This is a genomic window from Phenylobacterium terrae, from assembly GCF_042681205.1.
GTDB lineage: Bacteria > Pseudomonadota > Alphaproteobacteria > Caulobacterales > Caulobacteraceae > Phenylobacterium > Phenylobacterium terrae.
This window is the reverse complement of sequence record NZ_JBHUEY010000001.1, coordinates 1-24,193: the sequence shown is the minus strand read 5'-3', so window position 1 is coordinate 24,193 and position 24,193 is coordinate 1. Positions and strand designations below refer to the sequence as shown.

27 protein-coding genes are annotated in these 24,193 nt (G+C 72.3%); 10 read left to right on the top strand and 17 right to left on the bottom strand.

The features are described 5' to 3' along the window. Positions 1-28: 28 nt before the first annotated feature. From ACFSC0_RS00135 to ACFSC0_RS00120, 4 genes are read right to left on the bottom strand one after another with little or no spacing between them, the layout of a single operon-like run. Positions 29-646 carry an ABC-type transport auxiliary lipoprotein family protein gene (locus ACFSC0_RS00135; protein WP_377281379.1) on the bottom strand — a complete coding sequence of 206 codons (618 nt, stop codon included), beginning with the start codon at positions 644-646 and terminating at the stop codon, positions 29-31. Continuing rightward, entirely contained in the window at positions 643-1,581 is a 939-nt protein-coding gene (locus ACFSC0_RS00130) for an MlaD family protein (protein ID WP_377281380.1), read from the bottom strand. The genes ACFSC0_RS00135 and ACFSC0_RS00130 overlap by 4 nt, the downstream gene beginning before the upstream one ends. Next, on the bottom strand, positions 1,581-2,378 hold the full coding sequence (locus tag ACFSC0_RS00125) for an ABC transporter ATP-binding protein (protein ID WP_377281381.1): 798 nt from the start codon (positions 2,376-2,378) through the stop codon (positions 1,581-1,583). The genes ACFSC0_RS00130 and ACFSC0_RS00125 overlap by 1 nt, the downstream gene beginning before the upstream one ends. Beyond that, positions 2,375-3,490, bottom strand: a complete 1,116-nt coding sequence (locus ACFSC0_RS00120; RefSeq protein ID WP_377281382.1) for an ABC transporter permease — start codon at positions 3,488-3,490, stop codon at positions 2,375-2,377. Before ACFSC0_RS00120 ends, ACFSC0_RS00125 begins: the two co-directional genes overlap by 4 nt. Before the next feature lie 301 nt (positions 3,491-3,791). Here ACFSC0_RS00120 and ACFSC0_RS00115 point away from each other — a divergent pair, with 301 nt between their 5' ends. Then, positions 3,792-4,157, top strand: a complete 366-nt coding sequence (locus tag ACFSC0_RS00115; protein WP_377355019.1) for a hypothetical protein — start codon at positions 3,792-3,794, stop codon at positions 4,155-4,157. A gap of 10 nt (positions 4,158-4,167) precedes the next feature. Next, positions 4,168-4,662, top strand: coding sequence for a YdcF family protein (locus ACFSC0_RS00110; protein ID WP_377281384.1), 495 nt, complete (start codon positions 4,168-4,170; stop codon positions 4,660-4,662). Between the two features lie 4 nt (positions 4,663-4,666). On the opposite strand, the gene ACFSC0_RS00105 is transcribed toward ACFSC0_RS00110, so the two are convergent. The 3 genes from ACFSC0_RS00105 to ACFSC0_RS00095 form a co-directional block, all read right to left on the bottom strand. After that, positions 4,667-4,888 (bottom strand): DUF3072 domain-containing protein, encoded by a 222-nt coding sequence (locus ACFSC0_RS00105; protein ID WP_377281385.1) that lies wholly within the window; start codon positions 4,886-4,888, stop codon positions 4,667-4,669. A 155-nt stretch (positions 4,889-5,043) separates the two neighbouring features. Then, positions 5,044-5,577: a CinA family protein gene (locus ACFSC0_RS00100; RefSeq protein ID WP_377281386.1), complete on the bottom strand. Its 534-nt coding sequence runs from the start codon at positions 5,575-5,577 to the stop codon at positions 5,044-5,046. Positions 5,578-5,581: 4 nt separating this feature from the next. After that, the gene (locus ACFSC0_RS00095; RefSeq protein ID WP_377281387.1) at positions 5,582-6,133 is read right to left on the bottom strand and encodes a hemerythrin domain-containing protein; all 552 of its coding nucleotides are present in this window, start codon (positions 6,131-6,133) and stop codon (positions 5,582-5,584) included. 107 nt (positions 6,134-6,240) lie between these two features. Between ACFSC0_RS00095 and ACFSC0_RS00090 the strand changes: the two genes are divergently transcribed. The 3 genes from ACFSC0_RS00090 to ACFSC0_RS00080 are packed head-to-tail and all read left to right on the top strand — an operon-like array spanning position 6,241 to position 8,875. Continuing rightward, positions 6,241-7,284 carry an NAD(P)/FAD-dependent oxidoreductase gene (locus ACFSC0_RS00090; RefSeq protein ID WP_377281388.1) on the top strand — a complete coding sequence of 348 codons (1,044 nt, stop codon included), beginning with the start codon at positions 6,241-6,243 and terminating at the stop codon, positions 7,282-7,284. Then, complete coding sequence (locus ACFSC0_RS00085; protein WP_377281389.1) at positions 7,284-8,450, top strand: acyl-CoA dehydrogenase family protein; 1,167 nt, start codon at positions 7,284-7,286, stop codon at positions 8,448-8,450. The genes ACFSC0_RS00090 and ACFSC0_RS00085 overlap by 1 nt, the downstream gene beginning before the upstream one ends. A 32-nt stretch (positions 8,451-8,482) precedes the next feature. After that, on the top strand, positions 8,483-8,875 hold the full coding sequence (locus ACFSC0_RS00080) for a DUF1801 domain-containing protein (RefSeq protein ID WP_377355018.1): 393 nt from the start codon (positions 8,483-8,485) through the stop codon (positions 8,873-8,875). Here the strand turns inward: ACFSC0_RS00080 and ACFSC0_RS00075 are convergent. The 4 genes from ACFSC0_RS00075 to ACFSC0_RS00060 all read right to left on the bottom strand — a co-directional run bounded on the left by ACFSC0_RS00075 (position 8,872) and on the right by ACFSC0_RS00060 (position 11,711). After that, positions 8,872-9,648 (bottom strand): sulfite exporter TauE/SafE family protein, encoded by a 777-nt coding sequence (locus tag ACFSC0_RS00075; RefSeq protein WP_377281391.1) that lies wholly within the window; start codon positions 9,646-9,648, stop codon positions 8,872-8,874. The two genes, ACFSC0_RS00080 and ACFSC0_RS00075, sit on opposite strands and share 4 nt — an antisense overlap. Before the next feature lie 71 nt (positions 9,649-9,719). Further along, entirely contained in the window at positions 9,720-10,157 is a 438-nt protein-coding gene (locus ACFSC0_RS00070; protein WP_377281392.1) for an RrF2 family transcriptional regulator, read from the bottom strand. Positions 10,158-10,223: 66 nt separating this feature from the next. After that, a complete protein-coding gene (locus tag ACFSC0_RS00065; protein ID WP_377281393.1) occupies positions 10,224-10,892 on the bottom strand; it encodes a DUF2306 domain-containing protein in 669 nt (222 codons plus the stop codon). 123 nt (positions 10,893-11,015) lie between these two features. Further along, positions 11,016-11,711: an energy transducer TonB gene (locus tag ACFSC0_RS00060; RefSeq protein WP_377281394.1), complete on the bottom strand. Its 696-nt coding sequence runs from the start codon at positions 11,709-11,711 to the stop codon at positions 11,016-11,018. Positions 11,712-11,842: 131 nt separating this feature from the next. On the opposite strand from ACFSC0_RS00060, the gene ACFSC0_RS00055 reads away from it, so the two are divergent. Then, complete coding sequence (locus ACFSC0_RS00055) at positions 11,843-12,697, top strand: transglycosylase SLT domain-containing protein (protein WP_377281395.1); 855 nt, start codon at positions 11,843-11,845, stop codon at positions 12,695-12,697. A 115-nt stretch (positions 12,698-12,812) separates the two neighbouring features. Here the strand turns inward: ACFSC0_RS00055 and ACFSC0_RS00050 are convergent, their stop codons facing one another. Together ACFSC0_RS00050 and ACFSC0_RS00045 are read right to left on the bottom strand one after the other, a co-directional pair. Then, on the bottom strand, positions 12,813-14,009 hold the full coding sequence (locus ACFSC0_RS00050; RefSeq protein ID WP_377281396.1) for a CaiB/BaiF CoA transferase family protein: 1,197 nt from the start codon (positions 14,007-14,009) through the stop codon (positions 12,813-12,815). A 65-nt stretch (positions 14,010-14,074) separates the two neighbouring features. Beyond that, complete coding sequence (locus tag ACFSC0_RS00045; protein WP_377281397.1) at positions 14,075-15,859, bottom strand: hybrid sensor histidine kinase/response regulator; 1,785 nt, start codon at positions 15,857-15,859, stop codon at positions 14,075-14,077. Positions 15,860-16,022: 163 nt separating this feature from the next. Here ACFSC0_RS00045 and spbR point away from each other — a divergent pair, with 163 nt between their 5' ends. After that, on the top strand, positions 16,023-17,171 hold the full coding sequence (gene spbR, locus ACFSC0_RS00040) for a SpbR family protein (RefSeq protein WP_377281398.1): 1,149 nt from the start codon (positions 16,023-16,025) through the stop codon (positions 17,169-17,171). 100 nt (positions 17,172-17,271) lie between these two features. Then, complete coding sequence (locus tag ACFSC0_RS00035) at positions 17,272-18,048, top strand: NUDIX hydrolase (RefSeq protein ID WP_377281399.1); 777 nt, start codon at positions 17,272-17,274, stop codon at positions 18,046-18,048. Here the strand turns inward: ACFSC0_RS00035 and ACFSC0_RS00030 are convergent. Together ACFSC0_RS00030 and ACFSC0_RS00025 are read right to left on the bottom strand one after the other, a co-directional pair. After that, positions 18,045-18,527 carry an Hpt domain-containing protein gene (locus ACFSC0_RS00030; RefSeq protein WP_377281400.1) on the bottom strand — a complete coding sequence of 161 codons (483 nt, stop codon included), beginning with the start codon at positions 18,525-18,527 and terminating at the stop codon, positions 18,045-18,047. The genes ACFSC0_RS00035 and ACFSC0_RS00030 overlap by 4 nt on opposite strands. A gap of 66 nt (positions 18,528-18,593) precedes the next feature. Beyond that, complete coding sequence (locus ACFSC0_RS00025; protein ID WP_377281401.1) at positions 18,594-19,370, bottom strand: NAD kinase; 777 nt, start codon at positions 19,368-19,370, stop codon at positions 18,594-18,596. Between the two features lie 538 nt (positions 19,371-19,908). Between ACFSC0_RS00025 and ACFSC0_RS00020 the strand changes: the two genes are divergently transcribed. Then, positions 19,909-20,427 carry an endonuclease domain-containing protein gene (locus ACFSC0_RS00020; protein WP_377355017.1) on the top strand — a complete coding sequence of 173 codons (519 nt, stop codon included), beginning with the start codon at positions 19,909-19,911 and terminating at the stop codon, positions 20,425-20,427. A gap of 10 nt (positions 20,428-20,437) precedes the next feature. Here ACFSC0_RS00020 and ACFSC0_RS00015 read toward each other — a convergent pair whose 3' ends face one another. Further along, positions 20,438-21,547: a DUF2336 domain-containing protein gene (locus ACFSC0_RS00015; protein WP_377355015.1), complete on the bottom strand. Its 1,110-nt coding sequence runs from the start codon at positions 21,545-21,547 to the stop codon at positions 20,438-20,440. A gap of 127 nt (positions 21,548-21,674) precedes the next feature. On the opposite strand from ACFSC0_RS00015, the gene glpK reads away from it, so the two are divergent. After that, on the top strand, positions 21,675-23,171 hold the full coding sequence (gene glpK / locus ACFSC0_RS00010; RefSeq protein ID WP_377281404.1) for a glycerol kinase GlpK: 1,497 nt from the start codon (positions 21,675-21,677) through the stop codon (positions 23,169-23,171). Here the strand turns inward: glpK and ACFSC0_RS00005 are convergent. Continuing rightward, positions 23,150-24,070, bottom strand: coding sequence for a phosphotransferase (locus ACFSC0_RS00005; RefSeq protein WP_377281405.1), 921 nt, complete (start codon positions 24,068-24,070; stop codon positions 23,150-23,152). The genes glpK and ACFSC0_RS00005 overlap by 22 nt on opposite strands. Positions 24,071-24,193: the final 123 nt, after the last annotated feature.

Sequence of the window (24,193 nt, the reverse complement as noted above, 5' to 3'; positions counted from 1 at the left end):
GTGAGAGGGGAATTGCGCCGGGCGGGGCTCAGCCGGCCGCCGCCTGATTGGTCCAGGCCACCAGGTCCCGGACGATGGTGGTGACGGCCTGGTCGTAGGCGGCGACGATGGCGCCGACGCGGTTGTCGCCGGCCCGGACGGTCTGTTCGAACATCCGCTCGCCGACCAGGGAGCGGTCGTTGGCGCGGGTGAGGGCCGCGCGGACGCGGATGACGACCTGGGGCGCGGCCTCGGGGCCGCTGTCGTAGACCGTCTCGAAGGTGCGCACGTCGAGCCGCAGGGCCATGTCGGCCCGGGCGACCTCGCCGCGGGTGACGAGGCGCGCGGCGCCCGGATTGCCGTCGAAGCCGCGGGCCACCGCCTCGTCAAAGAGCACGCTGGCGGGGGCGACCCAGCGGGCGGCGGCGATGTAGGCCGCCTGGCCGCCGGTGACGGTGAGGATGCGGTCGCCGGCCGAGGCCTGCGGGAAGCGGGCCGGCGGCTTGAGCAGCCCGACCTGGTTGGCGGGGGCCTGGGCCTCGCCGCCCACGGGATCGACATCGAAACGGTAGAGGACCGCCGGATCGCTCTTGGGCAGCAGGGAGACGCAGGCGCTGGCGCTCATCGCGGCCAGCACGGCGGCCAGGGTTTTGACGGGCGCCCTCATTGCTCAACCTCGATCTCTTGCGACGGCGCCTTGCCGATCACGCTCTGGGGACTGCTCTGGATGTCGTCGACCAGCCGGTCGAGGGACTCGGCCGTCTCCTGAAGCTGGATCAGGGCCGAGGTCATGGCCGGCAGGCCGTTGGTGGCGAAGTCGGCGCTCGGACCTTCGAGCTTGGAGATCATCGAGCGGGCGTCGCGGGCGGCCGCGCCGGCCTCCTCGGCCGCCTGGGCCAGGTTGGCCATGGTGCGGCGGCCGTCGTTCTCGACCAGGCCGCGGCTGGAGGCGGCCAGGCGCTGGATCTCGAGGGTGGCGGCGTCGATCGACTGCAGCGCCTTCTGGGCGTCGGCGATGATCGCCTTGCGCTCGCGCAGCTCGGCGGTGACAGCCTGGGCGTCGGAGAGGGTGGCCGAGAAGGTCTTGATGTTCTCGTCGGAGAGGACGCGGTTGACCCGGTCCAGGGCCTCGATGGTGCGGGTCAGCACCGTGCCGCCGCCCTCCAGCAGGTCGGAGATGGTGCTGCGCTGGCTGCGCAGGACCGGGATGCGGTTCTCCGGGACGGTGTCCTTGAGCAAGGGGGCGCTGGGCGAGCCGGCGCTGATCTGGACGTAGTTTACGCCGGTGATGCCCTGGGGCTCGAGGGTGGCGAAGGAGTCGGTCTTGATCGGCACGTCGGAGTTGACCCGCGCCAGGGCCCGCACCCGGCTGGGATTGGCCGGGTCGAGCTTGATCTCGGTGACCTCGCCCACCTTGATGCCGTTGAAGTGGACCTCGCCGCCTTGGGAAAGGCCGCGGACCGGCCCCTGGAAGACGATGTCGTAGAGGTCGTAGTCGCGGTTCACCTGGAACCTGGCGAGCCAGACGATGAAGATGATCAGCCCCGCGAACAGGATCAGCGAGGACAGCCCGACGAGGGCGTAGTTGGCGTTCTTTTCCATCAGGCTTTCGTCGCCGCTTGGGCGGCCCGCCCGCGGGGGCCCAGGAAGTACTCCCGGATCCACGGATGGTCGCTCTTCTCCAGTTCGCGCACCGGTTCGGTCGCCACCACCCGCTTGTCGGCGAGGACGGCCACCCGGTCGGTGATCGCGTAGAGGGTGTCAAGGTCGTGGGTGATCATCATCACCGTCAGCGTCAGGCTGCGCGACAGCTCGAGGATCAGGTTGTCGAAGTCGGCGGCGCCGATGGGGTCGAGGCCGGCGGTGGGCTCGTCGAGGAACAGCAGCTCTGGGTCGAGGGCCAGCGCGCGGGCTAGGCCCGCCCGCTTGCGCATGCCGCCGGAGAGCTCGGCGGGCTTCAGGTCCCCGTGCTCCACCTTCAGGCCGACGAGGCGGATCTTGAGGTCCGCCAGCTCCTCGATCTCGCCGCGGGGCAGCTTGGTGTGCTCCCACATGGGCGCGGCGACGTTCTCGCGGACGGTGAGGTTGGAGAACAGCGCGCCGTGCTGGAACAGCACGCCCGAGCGGCGCTCCACGTCGCCCCACTTGGCGGGCGAGGCGGTCCGCTCCTCCTGGCCGAGCACCTTGACGGTGCCGGCGTCGGGCTCCTTCAGGCCGATGATGGTGTTGAGCAGCACCGACTTGCCGGTGCCCGAGCCGCCGACGACGCCGAGGATCTCACCGCGGCGGACGGTCAGGTCGAGATTGTCGTGGATCACGTTGTCGCCGAACTGGGAGCGCAGGCCGCGCACCTCGATGGCGTTCTCCGGCTCGCGCCCGGCCGCTTCCGGGGCGGTCAAATGTCCAGCTCCATGTAGATCAGGGCGAACACCGCATCGATCAGGATGATGGAGAAGATCGCGTGCACCACGGCGGCGGTGACCCGGCGGCCGAGGGACTCCACGTCGTTGCCCACTTCCAGGCCCTGGCGGCAGCCGATGCCGGCGATCACCGCGGCCATCACCGGGGCCTTGGACATGCCGACCCAGAAGTGGGTGGCGCCGACGTTGTCGGCGATCCGCTGCAGGAAGAAGGCCGGGCCCAGCTCGAGGACGCTCCACGAGACCATCAGCCCGCCGACCAGCCCGGCGATCACCGCCACGAAGGTCAGCAGCGGGATGGTGACCAGCAGGGCGAAGAAGCGCGGGAAGACCAGCGCCTCGAAGGGATCGACGCCCATCACCTTCATGGCGTCGATCTCCTGGTTCATCTTCATCGAGCCGATCTCGGCCGCGAAGCTGGAGGCCGACCGGCCGGCCAGCAGCACGGCGGTGATGACGATGGCGAACTCGCGCAGCACTGCGATGCCGATCAGCTCGACGGCGAACACCTGGGCGCCGAACTGCTGCAGCATGTTGGCGCCCAGCAGGCCCACGACCGCGCCGATGAAGAAGGAGGTGGTGGCGACGATCGGGATGGCGTCCAGCCCCGCCCGCTCGGCCAGCGAAATACAGGCGGCCCAGCGGATCCGCCGGGGATCGACGATCGCCCGCCCGACGACCACCAGCAGGTGGCCGAAGAAGGTGACCGTCTCCATGAAGTCGTGGCCGAGTTCGACCACCGCCCGGCCGATCCGTTCCATCAGCGCCCAGAAGCCTTCCGGCCGGGTGACCACCGGGTGGCGGGTCTTCAGGGCGTCGTCGACGATGTCGAGCAGGCGGTGCGCCTCGGGGCGGGCGTTCACCGTCCCGGCGTCGAGCCGGCCGCGGGCGGCCCGGTGCACGGCATAGGCGCCGGCGGTGTCCATGCGGCCGACGCCGGTCAGGTCGAGGTGGACCTTGGGCGCATCGGCCAGGGCCTCGCCGAGCTCCGCGCCCGCCTCGCCGATCGTGTAGGCGGTCCAGTCGCCGGTCAGCACGGCGGACAGCGCATCGCCGTCCTCGCGCAGGCTGAATTCGGCCGGTCGTTCCATGGATCCCTGTTCGATGCCCCCGCGAGCTCAGCGAGTCGCGGTCGGCCAAGCTAGCAGACGCACGAGGCTTGCACAGGAGAGGTTAACGGCCTGAACTCGCAGCGAACTGCAAGCGCTAGTGCGCCCCGGCCGAAGCCGGCAGGTGGGTCCGACCTTCCGCGGCCACCGGCCCTGTTGCAGCGCACAACGCAAGCAGCGCATAGGGAGCGGGCCGCGCCGCAACTGTCTGGGGACGATGCGGCCCCGGCCTCCGTTTCGCCAAATTCCGCCGCCTTGTTTCGGCCCGATAAAGCCTGGGAGAGTGAGTTTGCCCCGCCAGATCGACTTCGCCGGCAAGTCCGGCACGGTCTACCGCTACACCGTCCTGGAGGAGGATCGGGCCTTGCCGCCCGCGGGCGCGAACTACGTGATCGCCAAGCTTGAGGACCGCCAGGCCCAGATCGTCTTCGCCGGCCAGACCGACAACCTCTCGGCCGGCGCCTGGAAGGCCAAGTTCGACGAGGCGCGCAAGACGCACGGGGCGACCGACATCCTGATGCGGCTGAACGTGCGCTCGACCATCCGCCAGCAGGAGCAGGACGACCTGATCGAGGCCCACCACCCGCCGATGAACGGCGGCGGGCCGGCGCCGGCCAAGGATGCGGGCGACGAGCAGCCCCAGGCCTGACCGCGCGCCGGTGGAACTGATCCTGCTGCTCGGCGCCGCCGTGCGGCCGGACGGGCGGCCGAGCGCGGCGCTGGCCCGAAGGATCGCCGCAGCGGCCAAGGCGGCGGAGATCCATCCCAAGGCGATGGTCTTCTGCTCCGGCGGGGTCGGGCGGCACGGGCCGTCCGAGGCCTCGGTCATGGCCCGCGACCTTGTCCGCCTGGGCGTCGCGCCGGCCCGTCTGGTGCTGGACGAGGCGAGCCTGGACACCCTGCAGACCGCCGTCGCTGCCGCCCGCTACATGCGCGCCGAGCGGCTGACCCGCTGCCTGGTCTGCACCGACAGCTATCACGCGCCCCGGGCGCTGGCCCTGATGCGGGTGTTCGGGATGCAGGGGCGGATGTGGCCGGCCAGGGCCGGCCTGCGCCAGATGGGCCCGGCGGCCTGGGCCTGGATGCGGGCGCGAGAGGCGCTGGCGTTTCCCTACGACGTCGTGCTGGCGGTGATGAAGCGGCGGAGGATCTGAAGATTCACCGCCCCAGCTTCTCCTTCAGGGCGTCGATGCGCTTGGAGGCTTCGGCCTTGGTGAGGTCCTGGGGCGGGGGATCCTCGCCGGCCTCTTCGGCCAGGGTGGTGAGGTAGGAGGCCTGGGCGCCGGTCATCGGCTCGTCGCCGCTGACCCAGTCGTCGGGGTCCTTGCGGGTGTTCGAGCCGGGATCGGGGTCCAGCTTGGGGTTGGCGGCGTCCGCCATGGCAGGTCTCCGCGTTCGTGGTTCGTTCCAACGCTTCGGGCGGCGCCGGGTTCCTGGCGGTCGGGGCGGGTGACAGGTAGGTCCGTGCCGGACCAACCAGTCACCGAGGCCTGACGGTGACAGGTTGGGCGCGCGCCCTACCTGTCGCCACCCGCCTACTCCGCCGCGGCCCCGAGCGGGCGGGCGACCTGGTCGCGCACCAGTTCGAGGCAGACGCGCAGGCATTCCAGCCGGATGGCGGCCCGGCCGCGGGGGCCGAACTCCTCCTTGCGGTGGAGGGTGGGCCCGCCCCGGCGGGCGGCGGCGAAGTGGACCAGGCCGCCGGGCTTCTTCGGATCGGTGCTGTCGTCGGCGAAGCCGGTGACGGCGACGGCGATGTCGGCGCGGGAGGCGGCCAGCGCGCCCTCGGCCATGGCCCGGGCGCAGGCCTCCGAGACCGCGCCGTCCGTCTCCAGCACCGCCCTCGGCACGCCCAACAGCTCGTGCTTGGCCTCCTCGGTGTAGGTGACGAAGCCCCGCTCGAAGGCGTGGCTGCAGCCGGGGACGTCGGTCAGCAGCGAGGCGAGGAGGCCGCCGGTGCAGCTCTCGGCGGTGGCCAGCTTCAGCTCCCGCCGGCAGGCCTCCTCCAGGACCTGATTGGTCAGCTCGTCGAGCCAGCCCGGCAGGGCCGGCTCCAGGGCCTCGGACACCTTGCTATTGGACCGTCTTGGGCTGCATGGGCGACAGCTCGGCCATGAGCTCCTTCTTGCGCATCATGATCTGCTCGCCGATCGCCTTCAGGTCCATGTCGCTCTTCTGGAGCTGAGGGAAGTACTCCTTCTCCTCTTCCTCGACGTGGTGCTCGATCTGCTCCGACAGCACCTTGACCTTGGCGTCGTACATCTCGTCCGACGGCTCCATCTCCTCGATCTCGGCCATCAGCTTCTTGGCCGCGTCGTGCTCGACGATGGCTTCGTCGACGAGCTCCTCGTCCTTCACGACCTCGCGCGAGGCCGGGTAGACGAGCTCTTCCTCGAGCTGGGTGTGGACCTTCAGCGCGAGCAGGATCTTCTGCACGAGCTCGGCCTTCTTGGCCTCGCTGGAGGCCTTCTCGAACTGCGAGAACCAGCCCTCGACCTCGCGGTGGTCGGCCTTCAGCAGCGCGACCGCGTCCTTCTGTGCGGTCTTGCGGGTGGTGGTCTTCTTGGCCGCGGAAGACTTCGACTTGGCGGTCTTCTTGCCGGCCGACTGAGTGGCGGTCGCCATGAGTAGATATCCTCTTTCCGACCTTCGATGGTCGCTGCTCTTCAATCCCCGCGCCTGCACCGTGGTTCCGGCTTGATTTCCGCCGGATGACGGTGCGCTAAGGGGGTATGGCGGCGGCGCTCAAGGTGATCGTGGCGGGGGCGGGGGTGCTGGGCCTGACCAGCGCGCTGGCGCTCGCGAGGGCGGGGGCCCGGGTGGTGCTGACCGATCCGGCCCAACTCGGCGACAGCGCCTCCGGCGTCGCGGCCGGCATGCTGGCGCCGGTTTTCGAGGCCGCGCTGGACCCGCTGGCGGCGCCGCACTTCGACCTGCTGCTGGCGGCGCGCGACCTGTGGCCCGAGCTCGCCGAGAGCACGGGCGTGGCGCTCGACCGCACCGGCGCGATGGCGGTGGGGAGCGGCGAGCGGCTCGAGCGGCTGGTGACGGCGCTGGCGGCGCTGGGAGCGCGCGGCGAGCGGCTGACGCCCGAAGCGGCGGCGGCGCGGGCGCCGGGGGTGGCGCCGACGGAGGCCGGCGGCCTCTTCACCGGCGAAGACTGGCGGATCGACCCGGACCAGGCCCTGACCGCGCTCGCCGAAGCGGCGGCGGAGGCCGGCGTGGAGATCCGCCGGGCGCCGCTGCATCCGCAGGAAGCCTGCGACTGGCGGCTGCTGGCCACCGGCGCCGACCGGGTCCCGGGGGGGCTTGCGCCGGAGCTGGCGCGTCTGGAGCCGATCAAGGGGCACATCCTGCGCGCGCCGGGGGTCCGCTACCAGGGCGCCGTGGTGCGCGGCGAGGGGATCTATCTGACGCCCGGTGCCGGCGGGCTGGTGATCGGCGCCAGCATGGAGCGCGGCGCCCACGACCGGGCGGTGGACCCGGCCCAGGTGGAGCGGCTGGCGCAGGCCGGGCGGGCGCTGTTCCCGGCGCTGGCCGGCGCCGAACTTGCGGCCGGCGTCGGCGTGCGGGCGGCCAGCGCCGACGGTCTGCCGCTGGTGGGCTTCAGCCGCACGGCCGGGGTGATGATGGCCGCCGGCGCGCGGCGCAACGGCTGGCTGCTGGCTCCGCTGGTGGCCCAGATCGTGACCGCGCTGGTGTTCGGGGCCGACCCCGGGCCGTACGCGGCGCGGATGGCGCCGGAGAGGCTGGAGCCCGGGGGAGGGGCCTTCTGATGGACTTCACGCTGAGCGAGCGGCAGGCGGAGATCGCCGAGGCGGTGGCGCGGATCTGCGCGCAGTTTCCCGCCGACTACTGGCGCAGGGTCGACGAGACGGGAGACTTCCCCGAGGAGTTCGTCGCGGCGATGACCCAGGGCGGCTGGCTGGGCATCGCCATGCCCGAGGCGCTGGGCGGGTCGGGCCTGGGGCTCACCGAAGCGGCGGTGATGATGCAGCAGGTGACCCAGTCGGGGGCCGGCTTCTCCGGGGCCAGCGCCCTGCACCTCAACATCTTCGGGCCGATGCCGATCGCCAAGTTCGGCGCGCCCGAGCAGCGCGAGCGGCATATCCCGCGCCTGATCTCCGGCGAGGACCGGATGTGCTTCGCCGTCACCGAGCCGGACGCGGGGCTGGACACCCTCAGCCTCAAGACCCGGGCGCGGCGGACAAACGACGGCTACGTGATCTCGGGCCGGAAGATCTGGACCACCGGGGTGGCGCGGGCGAACAAGATCCTGATCCTGGCGCGCACCACGCCCCGCGAGGAGGTCGCCAAGGCCACCGAGGGGCTGTCGCTGTTCTACACCGACCTCGACCGCAGCCGGATCGAGGCCAAGCCGATCCCGAAGATGGGCCGCAAGGCGGTCGAGTCGAACACCCTGTTCATCGACGACCTGCCGGTCCCGGCCGAGGACCTGGTCGGCGAGGAGGGCAAGGGCTTCACCTACATCCTGCAAGGGCTCAATCCCGAGCGGGTGCTGTTCGGGGCCGAGGCGGTGGGGCTGGGGCGGGCGGCGCTCGGCCGCGCGGCCGCCTACGCCAAGGAGCGGGTCGTGTTCGGCCGGCCGATCGGCCAGAACCAGGGGGTGGCCCATCCGCTGGCCAGGGCCTGGATCGAGCTGGAAGCGGCCAACCTTTTGGCCTTCAAGGCTGCCAGCCTCTACGACGCCGGCCAGGAGTGCGGGGCCGAGGCCAACGCGGCCAAGTACCTGGGCGGGGAGGCGGGCTTCCGCGCCTGCGAGACCGCGGTGCTGACCCACGGCGGCATGGGCTACGCCAAGGAATACGACGTCGAGCGCTACTTCCGCGAGGCGATGATCGCCCGCCTGGCGCCCATCACCCGCGAGATGGTCTTCAACTTCGTCGCCGAGCGGGTGCTGGGCATGCCGAAGAGCTATTGAGGGCCGCTGGCCTGGGCTGGCACTCTGTCGGCGTGGACGAGCTCTTCCTGTTCCCGAGCGCCGTGGCGCGGGACCCGGCCGTGGACGCCTGGTTCGCCGCGCCCGACCATGAGCTGCGCCGGCTGGCGCAGCCCTGGTTCGACGAGATCCGCGGCTGCGGGCCGGACGTCCGCGAACTGATGCACGACGGCCATCCCACCGCCTGCGTGGAGGACGCCGCCTTCGCCTATGTCGACGCCTTCAGCGCCCACGCCAGCGTCGGCTTCTTCTTCGGCGCCGCGCTGGACGATCCCGCTGGCCTGCTGGAAGGCGGCGGCAAGCGCATGCGGCATGTGAAGCTGCGCTGGGGCAAGCCGGTCGACGCGCCCGCGCTGCGGGGGCTCATCGCGGCGGCGTACCGCGATATGCGGGCAAGGCTCGGCTAGAGGAGGCCGGCCAGGCGCGCGGTCTGATAGCCGGCGAGCCCCACCACGACGATGCCCACGGCGTAGGTGAGCACCCGCACCGGCAGGATCCGCACGATGAAGCCGGCCAGCGGGGCGGCCAGCAGCCCGCCGAAGATCAGCCCCGCGACGGAGGCGGCGTGGCTCGTCAGCCCCTCGGCCTGTTCCCAGTGGCCGGAAAGCAGAGCGGCCAGGAAGGCCGCCGAGATGGTCGAGGTGACGAAGAACTCGGCGGTGTTGGCGGTGCCGATGCTGACCCGCGGCTCGGCCCCGACGCCGACCATGGCGGTCGTGACGGTGGGGCCCCAGCCGCCGCCGCCGACCGCGTCGAGGAAACCGCCGACCAGCCCCAAGGGGCCGCTGTACTTGACCGGGAACCGGCGCGGCTCCCGGGAGCGCCAGGCGCGGTAGAGGATCGCCAGGCCCATCAGGGCCAGGTAGCCGGTGATGAAGGGCTTCAGCAGGTCGCCGTCGATCGACGTAAGCACGAAGGCGCCGAGCGCGCCGCCGACGCAACCGCCGGCCGCCAGAGGTGCGAACAGCTTCCAGTTCACGTTGCGGTTCACCGCGTGGGAGCCGGCCGAGGCGGCGGTGGTGAACACCTCGGCGGCGTGGACGCTGGCCGAGGCGGTGGCGGGCGGGACCCCGAAGCTGAGCAGTACGGTCGAGGAGATGACCCCGTAGGCCATGCCCAAAGCGCCGTCGACGGCCTGCGCGAGGAAGCCGACGAAGGCGAACAGAAGGAAGTCGTCCATGGGGTGCTCCGGCGAGGGGCCGAACCTGAACGCGAAATCCCACTAATGCGATGGAGATTAGGTGTTATGCCTTACAGGGATTCTAGAACCGGACTTTCGGAACGCGCGGCGGCCTCCAGGGTCCAGGCCTCCAGCACCTGCGCCATCGCCTCCCGCGCCCGGACGAGCGCCGGATGGATGGGGCAGTCTTCGACGCTCGGGCAGGTCTCGCAGGGGCGATAGGCGGTCTTGGAAGCGCAGGGCGCCAGCGCCAGCGGCCCGTCGAGGGCCCGGATCACGTCGGCGAAGGAGATCTCCGACGCCGGCCGCGCGAGGGCGTAGCCGCCGAACCGGCCGCGGCTGCTGACCAGCAGGTGGCGGCGCTTCAGCTCCAGCAGGATGGCCTCGAGGAACTTGCGCGGGGCGGCCGCCTCCTCGGCGATCTCGGCGATCGCCGCGGGCCGGGCGTCGGCGCGCGAGGCGAGGTGAACCAGCGCACGGAGCGCATAACGGGCCCGCTGGGAGAGCATGGCCCACCACTAGTGCCGTCGGCTGCGCCGCGCCAGCCCGCGCGGGCCCGCCCGGTGCGGGGACGGTCAGCCGGGCGTCGGGGAAAGGCGCCGCGACGGCCTCCGTGCGAGGCGCACGCGGGCCAGCCAGAAGGCCATCGCCGCGAACGGGGCGAACGCCAGGGCGTACAGCGCCGGCGAACCCCTGACGGCCTCGGGCATGACGTCCTGCTGGCCGAGGAAGAAGGAGCCGGTGGCGATGAAGAAGCCGAAGCACATCCGCCAGAGGTGACGCGAGATCCGCTGGGCCGGCCCCAGCCGGGTCCGCAGGATGGCGTTCAGGTCGAGCCCGCCGGCCAGCAGGCAGATCGCGGCCAGCGCCAGCACGGGACCGCGGCCGACCGGCGTCGGCGAGGCGGCCGTGGAGAGGCCGAACCAGGCCATGGCCGCGCCGACCGCGAGGATGGCCAGGCAGGCTGCGATCTCGCCCCGGCCGGTCGTCCCGTCCCGTCGGCGGGCGGCGAGCCAGGCGGTGATGACGAAGTAGCAGGCCACCAGCCCGCCGAGGGCCTCGGCCGGCTTGCCCTGCAGCACGTCCAGCATCGTGGCCGTCGCGCCGAGCACCAGCATCGAGGCGACGAAGGCGGCGCCGACACGGGTGTGGAGCGCGCCCCCTTTACGGGCGGCGATCGCGACGCCGCCCGCCAGGAGGGCCAGTACGCCTCCGGCGATGTGCGTCGACATCAGGATGTCCATGCCGGTCCTCAGCGGCCACGCGCCGTGCGCCGAGCATGAGCGCCGCGGGCCCGCCGCGCCATGGCCGCGGGCGCCAGACGCATGATCGTCGGGGACGCCCCGCCGGCGTCTGTGGAGGGAGGCTCACTCCACCCGGAACCGCACGGGGATGGTGACGCTGGCGCCGTCGACGGGTCGGCCGTCTTCCATCATCGGGCTCATCTGGAAGAAGCGGGCGAGCTTGAGGGCGGCCTCGCCGAACCCTTCGCCGGCCGGCGTCTCTGAGACCACGTGGCAGTCGCGGACCCTTCCGTCGGCGGCGACCTGGCAGGTCATCTTCGCAAGCCCCGCGGTGCCCATGCGCTCGGCGCGGGTCGGATAGTAGCGGCCGACTTCGCGGGCGCTGGGCATCTTCAGCCACCTGGGCGCGGTGACGACCTTGGGAGCGGGCGGTTCGGGGAGGGGCGGGGGCCGGACCGGGGGGCCAACGACGCTCGCGAACTGCGACGGCGCGGGCGGGTCTTCCGCGACCGGGGCCTGGATCGGCGGGACCGGCAGGTCGGGCGTCGTAACGAGGCTCTTGCGGGGCGTCGTCGCCGGTTTCGTCTCGGGCGGGACGGGCGGCGGCTCGGCCTTCGGCGGGGTGAAGATCTCGACGATGGTGTGGGGCGTGTCAGGGATGGCCGGCGGCTCGGGGGCCAGGAAGGTCCGGCCGGCGAGATAGAGGCCCGCGGCTGCGTGCACGCCGACCGACACGGCGATGGCGACGGTGGTCCCCTTGGGGAGGCGGCGCGGCGTCAAGGCCCCGAGGGCGCTGGCGGGAAGGACGTAGGCGACCATGGGCGCTTCTTTATTGCGAACCTGAAGTAAAGTGTCATGAGGGACGTAATGTGGCAATACTGAGAAATGCGCGACCGCCTCGGCGATCATGGTTAGCGGAGCGTTAACCAGAGGCGCGCGACTCCTACCGCATGGCTGTTCAGGGAATCCGCGGAGTCGTGGAGGCGGCGATCCAGCGCGCGTCGGAGGCGACGGGCGTGGATTTCACCTTCCTGGTGAAGACCGCGGGCCGCGAGAGCGGCATGAACCCGCAGGCCAAGGCCCGCACGTCGTCGGCCGCGGGGCTGTTCCAGTTCGTCGAGCAGACCTGGCTGTCCACCCTCAAGCGTCACGGGGCCAAGTACGGCTACGGCCGCTACGCCGAGCTGATCCAGAAGGGGCCGGACGGGCGCTACCGGGTGGCCGGCGAGGAGGCCCGCAAGGCGGTGATGGACCTTCGGCTCGACCCGCACGCCGCCTCGCTGATGGCCGGGGAGCTGACCAGCGACCACGCCGCCTACCTCAAAGGCCGGATCGGCCGGATGCCTTCGGCCGGCGAGCTCTACGCCGCCCACTTCCTGGGACCGCAGGGCTCGGCCCGGTTGATCGAGGCGGCCCAGAGCCGGCCCGAGGCCTCGGCCGCCAGCCTGTTCCCGGAGGCGGCCCAGGCGAACCGCGCCATCTTCTACCGCGACGGCCGGCCGGCGACGGTGGCCGAGGTCTACGCCAACCTGACCCGCACCGGCGCGGGCGTCCCGCGGCACGCGGCGCCGACGGGGCCGCGCGCCCCCGGGCCGGCGCCCGAGGCGGACCCGGGCTTCATCCAATACGCCAGCGCCCGCCGCGCCGAGCGGCTGCGCGAGCAGGAGATGCTGGTGGACCTGGTGCTGCGCGGCTCCCAGGCGCCCGACCGGCCGGGCGAGAGCTCCGCCGCGAGCCTGTCCGGCTCGCTGTTCACCACCGAGATGCTGAAGATCCTGGCCGACGCGCGCGATAAGCCGCGCTAATCCCATCTCCGTCATCCCGGCCGAGCGCAGCGAGAGCCGGGACCCAGCGGGCGCGCACCGACTCAGGACCTGGGTCCCGGATCGGCCGTGCGGCCGTCCGGGATGACGGGAGGGGTTAGGCCGCCGCGCCGCTTTCGAGCATGGCGTCGATGTCGGCGCCCGAGTAGCCGAGGTCGGCGAGGATCTGGCGCGTGTGCTGGCCGACGGCCGGGGCGGGCGGGCGCGGCGAGAGGGGCACGCCTGGGAAGCGGGCGGGGCCGGAGGGGGAGAGGTAGGGCTCGTCGCCCTCGTGCTCGATCTCGACGAAGCAGCCGGAGGCGTGGGCCTGGGGATCGGCGGCGACCTCGGCGGGGGTCTGCACCGGCGCCCAGACCATGTCGGCGTCGTCCAGGCGCTGGGCGATGGTCTCGAAGGGCAGGGCGTTGAAGCCCTGGTCGAGCTCGGCGGTGAGTTCGCGGGCCAGGTCCTTGCGGCCGCGGCTGGTGGAGAAGCGGGCGTCGTCCAGGAGGTCGGCGCGGCCGGCGGCCGTGGCGACGGCTTCGAAGTCCGGGCCGCCCTCGCGCCGGCGGATGACGAACCAGCGCCCGTCGCTGCTCTGGTAGAAGTTGCCCAGCGGGTCGAGCGGATCGTCCCTCGTGCGCATCCGCGACAGCCGCCCGAGCCTAAGCTGCACCGCCAGGTCCGAGCCCATGGTGTAGATGCCGGTGGAGAGCAGGGAGGTCTCGACGAGGCGGCCCTGACCGGTGCGCTCGCGCTCGTAGACCGCCGCCAGGATCGCCGAGGCGGTAGCCAGCGAGCAGATGTGGTCGCCGAAGCCGCTGCGCAGCATGAAGGGATCAACGCCGCGCGGGGCGGTCATGTGGGCGACCCCGCCGCGGGCCCAGAAGGCGGCCATGTCGAAACCGGGCTTGGCCGCGTCCGGCCCCTCGAGGCCGTAGCCGGTCACCACCGCGTAGACGAGACGCGGGTTGCGGGCGCGCAGGGCCTTATCGTCCAGGCCGTAGCGCTTGAGGGAGGCCAGCCGCACGTTGGTGAGGAGGACGTCGGCCTGATCGGCCAGCCGGATCAGCGCCTCGCGGCCTTCCGGGCGGGTGATGTCCAGCGCCATCGCCCGCTTGCCGCGGTTGTCGAGCTCGAAGGTGGGGTTCTCGCGGATCTCGTTCTTGGCGTCGGCGAGGGCCCGCCGCATCGGATCGCCGCCCGGCCGTTCGACCTTGATGACCTCGGCCCCCCAGTCGCACAGCAGGCCGGCCGCGCCGGGAGCGGCGATGTAGGAGGCGAACTCGACGACCTTCAGACCCTGCAGCAGCATCCCCGCCGAACCTCCGCCTGGATGGAGCGGCCATTAAGAGGGGCCGCGCGGCCCGGCGGCAAGGCTCAGGCGACCTGGCGGGGCGCTTCCAGCGGGCGGGCGGCCTGGGCGATGGCGCGGGCCGCCGCGCCGACCGTGACGGGCCGGCGAAGGACCAGGTCGGCGCCGGCCTGGCTGCACTCCAGCGCCTCCTCGGCCTCGCCGCCGATCACCGCGACGATCCGCAGGCGCTTGCCGTCCAGGCCCTTCAGTGCGGCGACCAGGGCCGTCCCGTCCGGGTGGACCATCCGGCCGCCGACGACGGCCAGGTCGAGCTCGCAGGTGCTGGCCAGGTCCAGGGCGCGGCGGGCGTCGGCGGCGTGGACGACCTTGTGGCCGAGCTTCTCCAGGACGCTGCGGAGCATGGCGGCGTCCAGGGAATCGTCCTCGGCCATCAGGATGCGCAGGGCCCGGCTCTTCGGCCGCAGCGGATCGGCGACCTCGGCCAGCGGCCGGGCGCGCTCGCGCGGGGCCGCCGGGTCGTAGGCGATCTCCAGGCGGAAGCGGCTGCCGACGCCGACTGCGCTGTAGGCCTCGATCTCGCCGCCCATCAGCCGGGCGAGCTGGCGCGACAGGGACAGGCCCAGGCCCGCGCCGGGCACGCCAGCGCTCGTGCGGGCGATGCGGTGGAAGGGCTGGAAGGCCTCGGCCAGCTCCTCGGGCGAGAGGCCGGGGCCGGTGTCGGCGATCTCGATGGCCAGGCGCCCGGCCTGGCCGCGCTCGAGGCGGGCCTCGACCCGGCCGCGGACGGTGAACTTCACCGCGTTGGCGAGCAGCGCGACCAGGATCTGGCGGACCCGGGCCGGGTCGGCGATGGCCGCGCCGGTCTCGGCCTCGGCCAGCTCGGGATCGACGTGCAGGGCGATCTCCAGGCCCTTGGCGGCGGCCATCGGGCGCATCTGGGCCAGCACGTCACGGGCGAGGCCGACGACGTCGAACGGGCGCGCCTCGACCGACAGCCGCCCGGCCTCGGCGGTCTCGGAATCCAGGGTGGTGTCGAGGACGGAGATCAGCTCGTTGGCGGACTCCAGCGCGGCGGACAGCTGCTCGCGGGTGGGCGCGGCCCGGCCGCCTCCGGCCGCGGCGGCCAGCACGTGGGCGACGCCGGTCAGGCCGCTGCGGATCTCCTGGGAGAGGGTGGCGATCAGGTCGGACTTGGACTGGGCCAGCCGCTTCTGCTCGTCCATCTTGCGGGCCCGCTCGGCGATCAGCGCCTCGCGCTCGGCGGCCAGGGCGAACTGGCGGCGCAGGATGCGGTTGAGGATCAGCACCAGGGCCAGCGCCAGGGCCATCGCGCCGGCCGCCTGAGGGCCGAGCTCGGCGCCGTGCGGGCCGGCGTACATGGCGATCATCGGGCCGGCCGCGGCGAGCGGCGCGACGATCAGGATCGAGGGCAGCCAGGTGGCGGTGAAGAAGATGCACAGCGCCGAGGCGCCCAGGCTGACCAGCAGCAGCGGCTCGCGCACCGGCCCGCCGGCGTCGGCGAAGACGGCGATGTTGGCGCAGACCGCCGCCCAGATCAGGCCCGAGAGGATATGCACCCGGGCGCGGGCGGCAAGGTCGCCGGCGGCCGGCGTCTTCAGCCAGTTCACCACCGCGTAGAAGATGCCCCAGGCGATGGCGAAGCAGAGCAGCACCGGCATCATCAGCACGGCCATCGGCGAATAGCTGCCGGCCCAGATGAAGATCGGCAGGCCGACGGCGAAGGCGATCAGCGCGTAGGGCAGCAGCGCCGTCTGCGCCTCCAGGGCCTGCTGGGGCAGGGACGCGCCGGGCCGGGCCGCCTCGAGCTTGGGGGGAACTGCCGACACCTGGGCCGTCTCCGAAACTGGCCCTCCAGGCTAGCCGGTTAGGGTTGGCGGCCGGTTAGAAAACAGGATTAACCAACGGTTTGCGCGGCAACCACTCGTTAAGCCAATGGGCGGATCGTGGACCGCTCAGGGGTTTTGTTCTGGCGCGCGGGGGCAGGCGGCCATGGCGGTGACGCGCGGAGCGCTGACGGAAGGCGATATCCGCAGTCTTGTGAAGGGCGCGACGCCCGACGAGCGGGCCGCCGCCGCCGAGAAGCTGTGCCGCGCCATCGGCGGCGGCGCGCTCTCCGAGGCGGACCGGGCGATGGCCCAGGACATCCTGCGGATCATGGCCCGCGACATGACCGAGATGGTCCGCCGCTCGCTGGCCGTCACCCTGAAGGAATCCCCGGTCGTGCCCCGCGACGTGGCCATGCACCTGGCCAGCGACGTGGCGGCCATCGCCCTGCCGATCCTGTCCTTCTCGCCGGCCTTCACGGACGACGACCTGGCCGAGGTGGTGCGGCTGGGCGGGCCGGTCCGGCAACTGGCCATCGCCCGCCGCCCGAAGCTGTCGTCCAAGGTGACCGACGTCCTGGCCGATGTCGGCGACGAGCCGGCGGTGCATGCGGCCTGCGGCAACCCCGGCGCGGAGTTCAGCGAAGGCGGCCTGGAGCGGGTGCTGGAGCGGTTCGAGCGCTCGGAGCGGGTGCTGGCGGCCGTCGCCCTGCGCAACGCCCTGCCGCTGAGCATCGCCGAGAAGCTGATCGGCCTGGTGGCCGGCGAACTGCAGAGACAGCTCGCGGACCGCTACGGCCTGGCCGCGGAGGCGGCGGCGGACGTGGTCGAGCTGACCCGCGAGCGGGCCACCGTCGACCTGGTGGACGAAGCCGGCCGCGCGGCGGACATCAAGGCCTTCGTCGCCCACCTGGCCAAGCAGGGCCGGCTGACCGCCTCCCTGCTGCTGCGGGCCGCGGCCCAGGGCCAGATGAGCCTGTTCGAGTGGGGCGTGGCCGAGCTCGCCTGCGTGCCGCATCACCGGACCTGGCTGATGATCCATGACGCCGGGGCCCTCGGGCTGCGCGCCATCTACGATCGCGCCGGGCTGCCGGCCAGGCTCTACGGCGCCTTCCGCGCCGCGGTCGACACCTTCCACGCGCTGGAGGCCGAGGGCGGGCCGCTGGACCGCGAGCGGTTCCGGGCCCGCATGCTGCAGCGCTTCCTCAGCCGTCCGCACACCATGAACCGCGAGGACCTGGACTATCTGCTCGAGCGGATGGATGCGCTGTCCCGGCGGGACTCGCTGGTCGCCGACACGCGGCTCGCGGGCTGAGATGGAGGTGCGTGACAGGTAGCGCCGGAGGGCGCAACCGGTCACCGGTTACCCAGCGGCAGGCTTGTGGACGTGAGGGCCTGGCCGCAAGCTCGCCCGCATGACCGATCCAGCTTCCGCGCCGATCCTGCCGGCGGCGACCATCCTGGTGCTCCGCGACGATCCCGGGTTCGAGGTGCTGATGGTGCAGCGGCACCACCAGATCGAGTTCGCCTCCGGCGCGCTGGTGTTCCCGGGCGGAAAGACCCACGAGGGCGACCATGACCCGGCGTGGGCCGACGCCTGCCTCGGCTGGGACGAGGTGGAGCCGGAACAGCGGGCGCTGCGGATCGCAGCGGTGCGCGAGGTGTTCGAGGAGGCCGGGCTGCTGCTGGGCGCGACCCGGCCGCTGGACCCGTCGGCCTGCGAACTCTCGGTTCGTCAGGCGGTGGACCGGGGCGAACTGCCGTTCCTGAAGGTGGTGCGGGACCTGGGCGAGAAGGTGGACCTGACCGCGCTGACGGTGTTCGCCCGCTGGATCACCCCGCCGCTGACGCCCAAGCGTTACGACACCTGGTTCTACGTGGCCCGCGCGCCGGCCGACCAGCTGGCCCTGTGCGACGGGCGCGAGACGGTGGACGCGGTGTGGATCGCGCCGGCCGAGGCGGTGCGGATGGCGCTGGCCGGCGAGCGCAAGGTGGTCTTCCCGACGCGGATGAACCTGCAGTTGCTGGCCGAGGCGAAGGGCGCCGAGGACGCCATCGGGCGGGCGAAGGCGCGGCGGCTGGTGACCGTCCGGCCGCAGGTGGAGGAGCGGCCCGGCGGACGCGTGCTCACACTGCCGACCGACGCCGGCTACGGCGAGGTGGCCGAGCCGCTTTCGAAGGTGATGGGCTAGGCGCCCGCTTCGGCGACCTTGCGCTCGAGCTCGAGGATCAGGGCGCGGCCGACCGGGTGCTCGTCGGTCTTGATGCTGTCGCGCACCGAGGCCTTGATGGCGTCGATATGGGCGTCGATCAGGGTCATCGGCGCGGTGAGCCGCTTGTCCTTGTCGTCGATCAGCCGGCAGAGCGAGGCGGCGATGCGGGTGATCAGCGGGAACTCGTAGGTGGAGCCCAGGCCCTTGAGGTCGTGGGCCCGCAGGTAGAGCTGCTCCATGGTCTCGGCGTTGACGCCGTCGGCGCGGACGCGGGCGCGGGCGGTCTCGAGCTTGACCACCTCGTCCTGCAGCCACTGGGCGAAGTTGCCGGACAGGCTCTTCAGGGCGGCCTCGGCCTTGGCGATGGCGTTCGGGTCGATGGCGCCGAAGCGGCCGCCGACCTTCAGCTTCAGGGTGTTCGCGGCCGGGGTCGCCTGGCCGGTGTTCTGCTGGCTCACAAAGGGCCTCCAAACGCCGTTCGCCTGGCAGGCTAGGCGCGATCAGTTAAAAATGATCGAAGGGTTTCAGACAGCGAATTGCTCGGCGAGCACGCGCTCTTCGAGGCTTCGCCCGGCGTCGAACAGCATCGTCAGAGAAATGTCGCGGTTCTCAGCGATCTCCACCCAGCAGACGTCGCGGACCTCGTAGTTGTCGGCGACCGCGCTGACCGGCCGTTTGTCGGCTTCCAGGATGTCGAATCTCACGCAGGCCGCGTGCGGCAGCAGGGCGCCGCGCCAGCGACGGGGGCGGAAGGCGCTGATCGGGGTCAGGGCCATGACCCGCGCGTCCAGGGGGATGATCGGGCCGTGGGCGGAGAGGTTGTAGGCCGTCGAGCCGGCGGGCGTGGCCACGAGCGCCCCGTCGCAGGACAGCTCGGAGAGCCGCACCTTGCCGTCGACGCTGATGCGCAGCTTGGCGGTCTGGCGGGTCTGGCGCAGCAGCGAGACCTCGTTGATCGCCAGGGCGCTGTGCTGACGGCCGGCGACGTCCGTGGCGGTCATGCCGAGCGGATGGATGATCGCCTGCTCGGCCGCGGCGATCCGCTCGAACAGCTCGTCCTCCTCGTAGTCGTTCATCAGGAACCCGACCGAGCCGCGGTTCATGCCGTAGATCGGCTTGGGCTGCTCCATGTTGCGATGGAGGGTCTCGAGCATGAAGCCGTCGCCGCCCAGGGCCACGACCACATCGGCGTCGCGCTCGGGCACCGAGCCGTAGCGGTGCGCCAGCCGGCGGCGCGCCTCCTGGGCTTCCGGACGGTCGCTGGCGGCGAAGGCCAGGCGGAGATGGGGCGCGCTCGTCATCGGGCGCCAGAAACCCCGACCGGCCGAGGATTGTCAAAGGTGAAGGAGGGGCGAGATCAGGTTGGCGGCCGACACGGCCAGATGCTGGCGCGATAACGCGGCTGAAATAGCCATCCGCTGGCGACAAGCTCAATTCGGCTGCCGGGTACGCAGAGATGGCGGTTGGGCAACCTTACCCGGATGCGCTGCCCCCCAGGCAACCGGACGAAGGCGAGCGGGATCGTCCCTTCCTCGGTTTGGGCGCCTCCGAGGCGTTCAACCCTGCCAAACAGGGGCGGCGGTATGGGGCGGTCTGCACGAGAGGCCACGAAGAGTGAGGTCCCGATCGCCGCGGCTAGCAAAACGAGGATGGGCAGGTACTGCCAGAATGGCTCGAGGTCCGTTGGGAAGCGACGCACGGGCGCAGTGTAGGATACGACGCTCTCATCCGCCTAGATCTGCAGGAGAGGTGTCGTGGGAGGCGGCGACGACTTGACGATGCTGCGCGTGAAGTTCATGTTATGTTCTACCTCCCCCGCGAAGCGGCGGGAGGGGGACCGTGCGCCGAAGCCGGCGAACGCAGGCTGGAGAGCGCGCGGTGGAGGGGGCAGGCCGCCTGCGAGCACGTACGCGACGCGACCTGATCACGAACCGCGCCAGGGCGATGCGGCGGGCGATGACCGAGCCGGAGGTCATGCTTTGGAGCCGATTGCGCGGACGATGCCCGGACAAGCCCACTTTCAGACGGCAGCACCCGTTCGGCTCGATGGTGTTCGACTTCTACTGCCCTGCGGCGCGGCTGGCGGTGGAGGTGGACGGCGCCACCCACTGGGAGGACGAGGCCCAGGCCAAGGATGAGGCGCGCGACCGCTGGCTGGCGGGGCAGGGCGTGGAGGTGATGCGCATCCCCGCCTCGGCGATCTACAGGAACCTGGCCGCTGTCGTGGACGCCATTCTCCAGCGGGTCGACGAGCTCATTGCGGCCGAACGCCGGCGGATGTGGCCCGCCCCCTCCACCCCCCGCTCTCCGCTGCGCTCGGCGGGCGGTCCCCCTCCCGCCGCTTCGCGGGGGAGGTAGGAGCGAGCGCCTACGCCGCCTGCAGCGCCTCGCGGAAGGCGGCGGCGGCGGCGGCGGGGGTGTAGGCGGGAAGGTCGGCGACCACGGCGCGGGCGTCGCCGCCGCCGCCGGGGCGGCCGCCGTTCAGCTTCCAGACCAGACCCAGCACGGTGGGGAAGGCGCTGCGGTCGATGCCGACGGCCGCGCAGGCCATGGCCAGCAGCTCGGGGCGCTCGCTGCCGACCGCCCGGTGCACGTGGTCGAGGTCGAAGTCGCCGAGCATGGCCAGGGCGCTGATGAAGCGCGGCAGCTTGCCCTCGCGCAGGGCGCGCATCAGATAGCCGGGCTTGAGCTGGCCGGCGGCGGCCAGCTTGCCGACCAGCCGGCCCTCGGCCGCGGCGTCGATCGTCTCGACGCCGATGACGCCCTCATCGTCCGCCTGGCCGCCGTGGGCTTCGCGCACGGCCTCGGCGAGGGCGTCGTCGAGGGCGTCCAGGTTCAGGCGGAAGTCCTTGGCCAGTTGCTGGCGCAGCGACTGGCCGACCCAGACGTAGAGCTCGCGGGCGAGGTCCGGGGTCAGGTCCTTGCGCCGGGCCAGCGGGGCCCGGAGCGTGGCGATGCGGCGGGCCGCGTAGACGAGGCGGGAGAGGTTCTCCGGAGTGAGCTCGATCTCGGTGTTGGCGGCCAGGGCGGTCATCACCGCGGGTTTCTGGCTGGCCAGGATGGCGGCGATGACCGGCTCGCCCAGCCGGGGCCGCCTGGCGATCTCCACCTGGTGTTCGAGCGTCGCCTCCAGCAGCAGGCGCACGAGGTCGCCGTCCTGAAGCACCGGGCTCTGGGCGATCACCGGCCGGGCGATCTCGATTTCGTCCAGGGCCAGGACGTTGATGAGGGCGACCGGCGCCCAATCGACCGGAGCGAGCTTTTCGGCCAGACGGCGGCGGATGTCGCGTTCGGCCTCGACCACCAGAGTCATGAAGATGGAGCTGAGCAGGTCCTGGATCGGCCTGGAGGCCTTGACCTCGCGCGCGTCGCTGGTCGCGCACAGGTCGACGACGGCCATCAACAGTCGCTCGCGATCGGCGGGCGCCTTGCTCCTGGCGAGCCGAAGAAGGTCGTCGGCTCTGACCGCGACGCTCACGATGTCCCCCTTGCCCTATTCTAGGCGTGGAGGGCTTATGTGCAGGCCACAAGGTGAAGAAGCAGTTTAAACGGGCCCTTGCGCGGCCCGGTTAAGACGCCGCAAGACGAGGGGAGACGACGATCGCATGGCCGAGCCGCTGATCCTGGCGCTGGACCAGGGCACGACGAGCACGCGGGCGGTGGTGTTCGACCGCCACGGGGCGGCCCTGGCCGAGGCGTCCCGGCCGCTGAAGCAGCACTATCCGGCCGACGGCTGGGTGGAGCACGACGCCGACGAGATCTTCGCCGAAAGCGTCGAGGCGATGCGCGAGGCGATCGCCCGCTGCGGTCGCCCGGCCGAGGACGTGGCGGCGATCGGCATCACCAACCAGCGCGAGACGGTGGTGGTCTGGGACAAGGCCACCGGGCGGCCGATCCACAAGGCGATCGTCTGGCAGGATCGGCGCACGGAGGACGTCTGCGCCCGGCTGCGCGGCGAGGGGCTGGAGCCGGAGATCACCCGGCGCACCGGCCTGCTGCTGGATCCCTACTTCTCCGGGACCAAGCTCGCCTGGCTGCTGGACAGGGTGGAGGGGGCGCGAGCCAGGGCGGAGCGGGGCGAGCTGCTGGCCGGCACCATCGACACCTGGCTGGTCTGGAAGCTGACCGGCGGGGCGCGCCACGTGACCGACGCCACCAACGCCTCGCGCACCCTGCTGTTCGACCTCAGGGCCGGCGACTGGTCGGAGGAGATGCTGCGGGTGTTCGGCGTGCCCCGGGCCGTGCTGCCGCAGGTCGTCGACTGCGCCGGCGAGGGCTTCGGCGAGACCGCGCCGGAGTTGTTCGGCCGGGCGATCCCGATCCGCGGGGCGGCGGGCGACCAGCAGGCGGCGCTGATGGGCCAGGGGTGCGTGCGGCCGGGCGAGATGAAGGCCACCTACGGCACCGGCTGTTTCCTGCTGGTCAACACCGGCGAGGCGGCGCCGGTCTCGGGCGCGCGGCTGCTGACGACGGTGGCGGCCCGGGTGGGCGGGCGGACGACCTATGCGCTGGAGGGCTCCATCTTCGTGGCGGGGGCGGCGATCCAGTGGCTGTGCGAGGGCCTGGGCGTCGACAGCCCGGCCAACGCCGAGCAGCTGGCGCAGGCCGCCCGCGAGGGGCACGGGGTGATGATGGTCCCCGCCTTCACCGGCCTGGGCGCGCCCTGGTGGGACGCCGGGGCGCGGGGCGCGATCACCGGGCTGACCCGCGACGCGGGCCTGGCCGAGATCTCCCAGGCGGCGTTCGACGCCTGCGCCTGGCAGACCCTGGACCTGATCGAGGCGATGCGCTCGGACGCGCCGGCGGCCTTCGGCCCGGACGTGGAGCTGCGCATCGACGGCGGCATGAGCCGCAGCGCCTGGTTCGCCCAGCGGCTGGCCGACCTGACCGGCGTCTCCGTCTGCCGGGCCAGCTACCTGGAGACGACGGCGCTCGGCGCGGCGCTGTTCGCGGGCCTCGGCGCCGGGATCTACGGCTCGATGGAGGAGGCGGCCAAGGCGCGGCCGACGACCGACCACGCCAGGCCCGCGTGGGGGACGCGCGAGCGAGGCGCGGGCTATGAACGCTGGCGGGCCGCGGTTCAGCGGGTGAGGAGCGCGTAGGCGGCCAGCGCCTGGCGGCGGAAACCGGCGTGCCGATCGCGCATCCTGGCGGCGGCCTCGGCGGGATCGTCCGCTGACGTGGCCCAGACCGAGATCTGGCCGCAGGGGCGCAGACAGGCGCCCAGGTCGAACCACGGCAGGAGGGTCAGGTCGACCTGCGGCGCGGCGCGGGCGTAGGCGGCGGTGAACGGATCGACGGCCTCGGGCCCGTACGCCCACAGCAGGTCCAGGCGGCTGATCGCGAGGTCGTAGAGGGGATCGCCGACGGCGGCGTCCTCCCAGTCGATCACCCCGCTGATGCGGCCGTCGCGCCAGAGCACGTTGCCGGGCCAGAAGTCGCCGTGCAGCAGGACGTCGGCGTTGGAGCGCGGCGGGCGCGGCCGGTTTTGCAGCGCCGCGCGGACCTCGCTCTCGCCGAGGCTTTCGTCAGGGTCTTCGGGCGTGCGGGCGAAGAAGGCGAAAGCCCGCTGGTCCAGGTTCGGCAGCAGCGGCAGGAAGCGAGAGAGGTCGGCGGCGTGGATCGCGGCGAGCTGGCGGGCGAGGGCGTCCAGCTTGCCCGGCAGATCCGCCTCCCCAAAGTCCAGCTCGCCCTCCAGATAGTCGAGCACCAGGGCCGGCTGGCCGAAGATCTCACCTTCGGCGTCCAGCAGGCGGGGCCGCGGCGCAGGCAGACCGGCCTCGCCGAGCCGCTCGAGGAGCGCGACGTCCGCCTCGCGCAGGTCGCGCAGGTAGTGGCCGCCGGGCCGGCGGACGACGAACCTGCGGCGCTCGCCGCCGGGCAGCTCGATCTCCAGGGCGCTGGTCGCCGCCGACACGCCGCCGGTCAGCGGCCAGGCCCGGACCAGCGCGCCGCCGAGGCGGTGGGCGAGCTGGGCGAACGGATCGGAGGGCGCGTCCATGGCAGCGCCACCATAGCCATAACTTGACGCTGGCGCGCGGGGAGGGGACTCTGGCCCCAACGAGATGAGTGGGAGACGCGCCATGGCCGACGGATCGCTGGCGATCAATTCGATGAAGGACAA